Origin of the sequence: Lysobacter antibioticus (assembly GCF_000731095.1) — a bacterium.
GTDB classification, from domain to species: Bacteria; Pseudomonadota; Gammaproteobacteria; order Xanthomonadales; family Xanthomonadaceae; genus Lysobacter; species Lysobacter antibioticus_B.
The window spans coordinates 1-7,260 of the sequence record NZ_JMTZ01000120.1; the positions used below are offsets into that span (position 1 = coordinate 1).

A 7,260-nucleotide genomic window follows, 5' to 3' on the forward strand; every position below is an offset into this window, starting at 1 on the left:
ATACGGGACATCCCTGTCCCGATGAAAAACGGCGCGCATCCATGCGCGCCGCCCTCAGGGTCTTCTATCGCCTTCGCGAGTGCGAGGCGGCGCACAGCAACGGCAACGGCAACGGCAACGGCAACGGTCGATACTGAGACAACACCCCACGGAGGGATGCAACGCCACGTGAGATTCGCGATGGCGGCTCGTGACCGGAGGAAACCCCTGTGGGACGCCGCTCCTACCCCTGAGAAAGGGCGCCCGACGATAAAGCGCCCACAAAAAAACGCGCCGCGGAAGCCGCGGCGCGTTTTCGTCGATCGCCGGTCCGCCTCAGCGGACCATGCAGATCGGTGTTACTTGATCGGCCAGTACACGTCGAACTGACCCAGGGCCGGGTCGAAGCTCTGGTCGATGCCGGCCTTCCAGACTTCGTACGGACGCTCGGTCGTGGTGTAGCCGCGGGTCAGCGCCCAGGCGCGGACGGCGTCGCGGACCGGAGCCAGCGCGGCCATGTTGTGGCCGCCGCTCGTGGCGACGACGACCTTACTGGCCGGCAGCAGCTCGGCCTTGACCGGGTTGCCTGCGCCTTCGATCTTGACGTCGAGCTTGCTCGCTTCGGTGCTGGTGTCGCCGATCTTGCGCACCACCTGCACCACGTCGAACGAATAGGTCTCGCTGCCGAACTCGTTGGTCACGACGCGGATCGGACCGACCGCTTCGAGGCCGTTGGCGGCGATGACCTTCTTGATCCATTCCATATTGGAGTGGATCTGCGACTTGATCTTCTCGTTGTCGCGCGCGACCGCGGCGGTCACGCTGAGCACGTTCTCGGCCGGACGGTCGAGGACCTTCGGCGCGTTGGCCGGGTCGACTTCGGACAGCTTCGAATAGTCGTAGTTCGGGACGGTCGCCAGCATGTTGCTCAGGCGCGCCAGACCCATCTTGATGTCTTCGCCGACGTTGCTGCTGACGTACATGCCGGAGTAACGGCCGAGCAGGTTCCAGCCGTAGTCGACGTCGTAAGTCTGGGTGATCTCGACGTTACGGTTGTTCTTGCCGGTCGGACGCAGCTTGAACTCGGTGCGCTTGTTGTCGCCGCGCTCCTCGTTGACGATCTTGTAGCCGACCGACTTGCCCGGCTCGCTGCTGACGATTTCCCAGCTGCCCTTGCCCAGGCCGCGTTCCTTGGACGAGTACTCCAGGCGGGCGCCCACGCCCTCATCCTTGCCGGTCAGCTTGACCTCCATGGCCGGGTCGCGCAGCACCAGCGGGTTCCAATCCTTGAAGCGACGCACGCTGTTCAACGTGTCGAACACGATGGTCAGCTTGCGGTTGGTCTCAACCGAGTGCGACAGATGGCGGCTCGACGGCAAAACCACGCCGACAACCAGAAACAGCACGGCGACGATCGCCAGTGAAATCAAAATCTCGATCAGACGGGTCATTCAGGTTCTCCAGGGCCGGGCCCGGATCGGGCCGGGGCGCAGACCCACAATCGTAGCAAGATAAATCCCGGCAAGGGCAGCCATCACAGGCAAGAAAATCGACGGGCCGCATCCTGCACGGCGCCGGGCGCGGGCCCGAGGCCGAGCCGGACCCGGCAATGCGCCGCGAAAAACCTGGAAACAGCCGGCTTTTCGCCGCCAAGCCGCCACATTCGCGTGGGTATGCCCCGCCCCTCGCCGCTTCGCCGATGCGCAACTGCAGTCAATCGCACGCCACGCCGATGCACCGTCCGGGGCCGGCGCGGCGCGCGTCGATCGCGCCGAAGGCCCTCGCGCGCAACGACTGCGCGGGGTCGCGGTGCCGATGCTCAGACCAACTGCAGTTCGAAGGCCTTGAGCACCGCGCGGGTGCGGTCGCGCACGCCGAGCTTCGACAGAATGTTGGAGACGTGGTTCTTGATCGTGCCTTCGGCCACGCCCAGCGAGTTGGCGATTTCCTTGTTGGAGAAGCCGCCGGCCATCAACCGCAGGATCTCGGTCTCGCGCTCGGTCAGCGGGTCGGGCCGGTCCAGGCTGACGAAATCGTTGCGCATGTGCTCCAGGCCCGACAGCAGGCGCTGGGTTACTGCCGGCTGAACCAGCGAACCGCCGTCGGCCACGGCCTGGATCGCGCCGACCAGTTGTTCCAGCGACACGTCCTTGAGCAGATAGCCCTTGGCGCCGGCCTTGAGCCCGGCCAGAACCAGTTGGTCGTCGTCGAAGGTGGTCAGGATGATGGTCGGCGGCAGATAGCCCGAGCGCGCCAGGGCCTGCAGCGCCTCCAGGCCGGACATCACCGGCATGCGCATGTCCATCAGGACCACGTCCGGACGCACGGTCGGGATGATCTCGACGGCCTGGCGGCCGTCGCCGGCCTCGGCCACGACCTCGATACCCTCGGCCAGGGCCAGCAGAGAGCGCACGCCCTGGCGGACCAGGGTCTGGTCGTCGACCAGCAGCACGCGGATGGGGTTGGGAATCATGTCAAAGCTCCTTCGCGGGCCATGGCGGCCGCGGTGGCGGGCAGAGTCAGTTGCAGGCAGAAGCCGGCATCCGCGCGGGTTTCGATGCTGAGCCGGCCGCCGTACTGCTGCAAACGCTCGCGCATGCCGCGCAAGCCGTTGCCGGTGACCAGGTGGTCGGCGCCGCGACCGTCGTCGCGCGCGCTCATGACGATGTCGTCGCCGCTGCGGCGTACGTCGATCCACAGATGCTGCGCGCCGGCATGGCGCACGGTGTTGGTGACGATCTCCTGGGTGCAACGCAACAGCACGTGGGCGCGCTCCGGGTCGTCGAGGGTCAGCGGCGTCTCGATCTCCATGCGGATATCCAGCGCCGGTACGTTTTCGGCGAGCGGGCGCAAGGCCAGGGCCAGGTCGATCGCGCCGTTCTCGCGCAACTGGCTCACCGCCTCGCGCACGTCGGTCAGCAGCAGCCTGGCCAGAGTATGCGCCTGCTGGACGTGCTCCTTGACCCGCCCTTCCGAGAGGTGGCCGGCCACTTCCAGGTTCAGGCTCAGCGCGGTCAGGTGGTGGCCCAGCAGGTCGTGCAACTCGCGCGAGATGCGGGTGCGCTCGTTGATGCGCGCGCTCTCGGCCAGCAGGGCACGGGTCGCGCGCAGCTCGGCGTTGAGCCGGCGCTGGTCTTCGCGGGCCTGGGTCTGCTGCTTGGCGACCAGGGCGGTCAGGAACACGAAACCGGAAAAACCGGTGTACAGCAGCGATTGCAGCACCGCCAGCAAGGGCGGCATCTGCACCGCCTCGATGAACACCGGGATGATGACCAGGTTGAGGACCATCAGCCCGATCACACCGACCCGCAGCGGCACCATCCACGGCAGCAGCCCGGCCAGGACCATCAGCAGCACACTGCCCAGGCCGGTGCCGGAGTAATAGCTGATGCCGATCGCGCACCCGCCCAGCACCAGCAATTGCAGGTAATCGAGCAGGCCGGTGCGGCGCTCGCCCAGCGAACGGGTTATCCACCAGTAGACCGCACCGAAAGTGGCGTAAACCGCGACCCAGCGCAAAATCTGCAAATACAGGCCGGCCACCGGTTCGCCGTGGCCGGGCTGGAAATAATCCGGGTCGAGCCAGATCGACAACAGCCAGGAGCCGACCAGGCCCCAAGTGAACAGGCCGGCGTAACGTAGTAATCGGGTATGGGTCAGGCGAGCCAGCATGAATGCATGCTAACGGTATGGGGCACGCGTCGGAGCCGTCCAGAAGTCATGCACTTGGCGTTCGCCCCGGGAGCGACCGCCATGCGATAATCGGGACGCCGACACGGAACGCGTGCCGGCTTTTGAATACTTGGAGCGTGGAATGTCGATCGTTGTCCGCGACGTGCGAGAGCACGAGCTGGATTCCGTCCTTGCCCTCAACAATGCCGCCGGGCCCGCGATCCTGCCGCTGGATGCGGCCCGTCTGCGTCATTTTTTCGACACCGCCGAATATTTCCGCGTCGCCGAACGTGACGGCACCCTGGCCGGATTCCTTATCGGCATCGGTGCCCGCAGCGACCACGACAGCAGCAATTTCCGCTGGTTTCGCGAGCGTTATCCGGACTTCTTCTATATCGACCGTATCGTCGTCGCCAGCCGGCGCCGTGGCGGCGGTGTCGGCCGCGCCTTTTATGCCGACGCCCAGAGCTACGCCGAACTGCGCTATCCGCAGCTGGCCTGCGAGGTCTTCCTCGAAGGCGGCAACGACCCGGCCCTGCTGTTCCACGGCAGCTTCGGCTTCCGCGAGGTCGGCCAGCACGTCATGGAAGAGGCCGGCGTACGCGCGGCCATGCTCATGAAGCCGCTGTGCAGCTATGCCTGGGTCCGCGAGACCTATGGCGACGCCCTGCCCGAGGCCAGCTGGCTGACCCGCCCGCGGGTCCCGGTCCAGCACGGCCAGGTCGCCGCCCAGGCGCCGCGTCCGACCGGGACCGGCCTGTGAACGTGGCCGTGGATTACGAACAGGCCGGCGAACTCAAGATCGGCCAGGTCGGCATCGCCAACCTGCGCATCCGCACCCTCGACGTCGAACGTCTGGTCGAGGAGATGCGCAGCCGGGTCCAGCGTGCCCCGAACATGTTCGGCCGGGCCGCGGTGGTGATCGATTTCGGCGGTCTCAGCCAGACCCCGGACGCCGGCACCGCCCAGGCCCTGCTCGACGGCCTGCGTGCGGCCGGCGTGCTGCCGGTGGCCCTGGCCTACGGCACCAGCGAGACCGACCGCCTGGCCCAGGCCCTGGGCCTGCCGCTGCTGGCCAAGTTCCGCGCCTCCTACGAGCGCGCCGACGGCGCCGCTCCGGAAGCCCCACCGCCGCCGCCGCGTCGCGAGGCCCCGGCGGTCGCCCCGGCCCCGGAGCCCGCCCGCGCGCGCGCGGCCGCCCCGGCAGCCGCCGCCCCGGCCGCCTCGGTGGGCATGATCCAGTCCGCCCCGGTGCGCTCGGGTCAGCAGATCTATGCCGACAACCGCGACCTGACCGTGCTGACCACGGTCGGCGCCGGCGCCGAGGTCATCGCCGACGGCTCGGTCCACATCTACGGCCCGCTGCGCGGTCGCGCCCTGGCCGGCGCGCAAGGCAACGAAAAAGCCCGCATCTTCTGTCGCGAGTTCCACGCCGAACTCGTCGCGATCGCGGGCCATTACAAGGTGCTCGAAGACATCCCGAAGGAATTGCGCGGCAAGGCCGTGCAGATCTGGCTGGAAGACGAACAAATCAAAATTGCGGCTCTGGATTGAAGCCGCACCATTGGAGGAACGAGTTTTGACCGAAATCATCGTAGTCACATCGGGCAAGGGCGGTGTCGGCAAGACCACCACCAGCGCCAGCCTTTCCTGCGGGCTCGCCCGTCGCGGCCACAAGGTCGCCGTGATCGACTTCGACGTCGGCCTGCGCAACCTCGACCTGATCATGGGCTGCGAACGCCGCGTCGTTTACGACTTCGTCAATGTCGTCAACGGCGAAGCCAACCTCAAGCAGGCGCTGATCAAGGACAAGCGTTTCGACAACCTCTACATCCTGGCCGCGTCGCAGACCCGCGACAAAGACGCGCTGACCAAGGAAGGCGTGCAGAAAGTCCTCGAGGACATCTCCGCCGAAGGCTTCGACTACATCGTCTGCGACTCCCCGGCCGGCATCGAGAAGGGCGCGTTCCTGGCGATGTACTTCGCCGACCAGGCGGTCGTCGTGGTCAATCCGGAAGTCTCCTCGGTGCGCGACTCCGACCGCATCCTGGGCCTGCTGTCGTCCAAGACCCGCCGCGCCGAGAACGGCGAGCGCGTCAAGGAGCACCTGCTGCTGACCCGCTACAGCCCCAAGCGCGTGGAAGGCGGCGAGATGCTCAGCATCGGCGACGTCGAAGAAATCCTCGGCCTCAAGACCATCGGCGTGATCCCGGAATCCGGCGACGTGCTCAATGCCTCCAACAAAGGCGAGCCGGTGATCCTGGAAACCGAATCCGACGCCGCCCAGGCCTACGACGACGCCGTCGCCCGCCTGCTCGGCGACACCCGACCGATGCGCTTCACGCAAGTGGAAAAGAAGGGCTTCTTCAGCAAGATCTTCGGAGGCTGAGCTTATGGGTCTGTTCGACTTCCTGCTGGCCAAGAAGCAGACCGCATCGGTCGCCAAGGACCGTTTGCGGATCATCGTCGCCCACGAGCGTGCCGGACGGGGCGGCCCCGACTATCTGCCGATGCTGCAGCGCGAACTGCTCGAGGTAATCCGCAAATACGTCAACGTCGACGCCGAATCGGTCAAGGTCGACCTGATCGGCGAAGGCGACAACAAGGTCCTGGACATCTCGGTCGCCCTGCCGGAAAACCCGGCGCAGGCCTGAGCCGACGCGGCCGGCCTGCCGGCCGCGGACCTGCCCACGCTGCGTGCTGGAACGGTGCAAGCCGTCGTCGTGCAGCCGCTACCGCTCCGCCGATGCCGCGCGCTTCATCGCGGCGAACGTGCATGGCCGAGGCCATACATTCGCTGGCCGCGTCGTTGCGCATGCCGCCGCGACGACCGCGGCGCCTGCCCGGCTATGGCCTGACTCACAACACTCCCACCCTCAAACGTTCCGCACCATGCTGACCCTGTCCCACCTCGCCTTCGACGACGTCGCCGCCCTGCTTGCGCGCTACGACCTGCGCCTGCAGCGCGTCGACGACGGCGAGCCGATTCCGGGCAGCTACTGGGGCGACACCGAGGCCGGCCTGATCGGCAGCACCGTGTACGCGCGCGGCGACACCCCGCTGCACTCCCTGCTGCACGAAGCCGCGCACCTGATCGTGCTGCCGCCCGAGCGCCGCGCCCAGGTCCACACCGACGCCACCGATTCGATCGAGGAAGAGGACGCCGTGTGCGTGCTGCAATGCCTGCTCGGCGATGCCATTCCCGGCGCCAGCCGCGAGCGCATCTTCGAGGACATGGACAGCTGGGGCTACAGCTTCCGCCTGGGCTCGGCGCGCGCCTATGTCGAGCAGGATGCCGAGAGTTCGTGGCAATGGTTGGCCGAGCGCGGGTTGGTGCGGCTGCCGGAGCGCGTGCTGGCGGTGTAAGCCCGATCTCGCGCCGCGATTGTTCGCTGGCCCAGGGTAAGAGCGGCGTCCTACTGGATTTTCTTCGGTCACGAGCCGCGACCGCACGACTTCAATCTCGCGCCGCGAACATCCGCAGCCCAGGGTAGGAGCGACGCAAGTCGCGACCACGTCGTGCCGGCCTCCGGCGTTCCCTTGAAGCAAGTGCAAAGCTTCCGTCCGCTAAAGCGGCCGGGTTACTTTCTTTTGCTAAGCCCAAAAGAA

General features: G+C 66.7%; 8 protein-coding genes. 5 read left to right on the forward strand and 3 right to left on the reverse strand.

All coding sequences use genetic code 11. The features are described 5' to 3' along the window. Nucleotides 1-338: 338 nt before the first annotated feature. The 3 genes from EX88_RS0122020 to EX88_RS0122030 form a co-directional block, all read right to left on the reverse strand. Nucleotides 339-1,430 (reverse strand): SRPBCC family protein, encoded by a 1,092-nt coding sequence (locus EX88_RS0122020; protein ID WP_031374135.1) that lies wholly within the window; start codon nucleotides 1,428-1,430, stop codon nucleotides 339-341. Nucleotides 1,431-1,798: 368 nt separating this feature from the next. Next, complete coding sequence (locus EX88_RS0122025; RefSeq protein ID WP_031374136.1) at nucleotides 1,799-2,452, reverse strand: response regulator; 654 nt, start codon at nucleotides 2,450-2,452, stop codon at nucleotides 1,799-1,801. Beyond that, complete coding sequence (locus EX88_RS0122030; protein WP_031374137.1) at nucleotides 2,449-3,651, reverse strand: sensor histidine kinase; 1,203 nt, start codon at nucleotides 3,649-3,651, stop codon at nucleotides 2,449-2,451. Before EX88_RS0122030 ends, EX88_RS0122025 begins: the two co-directional genes overlap by 4 nt. Before the next feature lie 142 nt (nucleotides 3,652-3,793). On the opposite strand from EX88_RS0122030, the gene EX88_RS0122035 reads away from it, so the two are divergent. From EX88_RS0122035 to EX88_RS0122055, 5 genes are all read left to right on the forward strand, one after another. Further along, the gene (locus EX88_RS0122035; RefSeq protein WP_031374138.1) at nucleotides 3,794-4,414 is read left to right on the forward strand and encodes a GNAT family N-acetyltransferase; all 621 of its coding nucleotides are present in this window, start codon (nucleotides 3,794-3,796) and stop codon (nucleotides 4,412-4,414) included. 2 nt (nucleotides 4,415-4,416) lie between these two features. Beyond that, nucleotides 4,417-5,205 (forward strand): septum site-determining protein MinC, encoded by a 789-nt coding sequence (gene minC / locus EX88_RS0122040; protein WP_031374139.1) that lies wholly within the window; start codon nucleotides 4,417-4,419, stop codon nucleotides 5,203-5,205. 25 nt (nucleotides 5,206-5,230) lie between these two features. Then, nucleotides 5,231-6,040 carry a septum site-determining protein MinD gene (minD, locus tag EX88_RS0122045; protein WP_031374140.1) on the forward strand — a complete coding sequence of 270 codons (810 nt, stop codon included), beginning with the start codon at nucleotides 5,231-5,233 and terminating at the stop codon, nucleotides 6,038-6,040. Between the two features lie 4 nt (nucleotides 6,041-6,044). Then, complete coding sequence (gene minE / locus EX88_RS0122050; RefSeq protein ID WP_031374141.1) at nucleotides 6,045-6,305, forward strand: cell division topological specificity factor MinE; 261 nt, start codon at nucleotides 6,045-6,047, stop codon at nucleotides 6,303-6,305. 238 nt (nucleotides 6,306-6,543) lie between these two features. Further along, a complete protein-coding gene (locus EX88_RS0122055; RefSeq protein ID WP_031374142.1) occupies nucleotides 6,544-7,017 on the forward strand; it encodes a hypothetical protein in 474 nt (157 codons plus the stop codon). Nucleotides 7,018-7,260 lie beyond the last annotated feature (243 nt).

Coding starts and splice junctions, on each gene's coding strand:
- EX88_RS0122020 (WP_031374135.1), bottom strand. CDS start 1,430: ATGACCCGTCTGATCGAGATTTTGATTTCACTGGCGATCGTCGCCGTG.
- EX88_RS0122025 (WP_031374136.1), bottom strand. CDS start 2,452: ATGATTCCCAACCCCATCCGCGTGCTGCTGGTCGACGACCAGACCCTG.
- EX88_RS0122055 (WP_031374142.1), top strand. CDS start 6,544: ATGCTGACCCTGTCCCACCTCGCCTTCGACGACGTCGCCGCCCTGCTT.
- EX88_RS0122030 (WP_031374137.1), bottom strand. CDS start 3,651: ATGCTGGCTCGCCTGACCCATACCCGATTACTACGTTACGCCGGCCTG.
- minE (WP_031374141.1), top strand. CDS start 6,045: ATGGGTCTGTTCGACTTCCTGCTGGCCAAGAAGCAGACCGCATCGGTC.
- EX88_RS0122035 (WP_031374138.1), top strand. CDS start 3,794: ATGTCGATCGTTGTCCGCGACGTGCGAGAGCACGAGCTGGATTCCGTC.